Genomic DNA, 556 nt, shown 5'->3' on the forward strand with positions numbered 1-556 from the left:
CGTTACGCCCGTAGCGCCGGTCACTTTCAGGCCCAGCTTCTCATCACCTTCGTACGTACCGTCGTCTTTGGTCGCGACTTCAACAACTAACTTAGTTTCACCTGCTTTGACGGTGTAAGAGCCGTCAGCGTTAGCTGTCAATACGTTACCTGCAGCATCTTTCACAACGATGCTGGTGATGTCGTCCGCCGTTGCCGTTCCGTATAACGTCTCTAGCATAACGCTGACGTCGACGGATGCAGCTTTGCTTAAGCTCACATCGAAACTTGCGGTCGAGCCTTCGTTAATCACTTTGCTGTCTTCGATGCTCACCGATGGGCGATCATCTGGATTCACTGGCGGAGTAGGATCGGTTGGGTCAACAGGGCCTGTGCCATCATCTTTGATGGTTAGCTCACCCGTACCCGTACCCGTTACGCCTGTTGCGCCCGTCACTTTCAGGCTCAGTTTCTCATCGCCTTCGTACGTCGCGTCGTCTTTGGTTGCGACTTCTACGACTAACTTAGTTTCACCGGCTTTGACGGTGTAAGAGCCGTCCGCGTTCGGTGTCACAACG

Annotated in this window: 1 protein-coding gene; it reads right to left on the minus strand. The window is 53.6% G+C overall.

The window, feature by feature from the left end; all coding sequences use genetic code 11:
* On the minus strand, window positions 1-556 hold a 556-nt coding region (locus AB4232_RS21070), incomplete at both ends, for a Calx-beta domain-containing protein (protein ID WP_372087940.1).

Origin of the sequence: Vibrio sp. 10N.286.46.A8, from assembly GCF_041470165.1 — a bacterium.
GTDB classification, from domain to species: Bacteria; Pseudomonadota; Gammaproteobacteria; order Enterobacterales; family Vibrionaceae; genus Vibrio; species Vibrio tasmaniensis_A.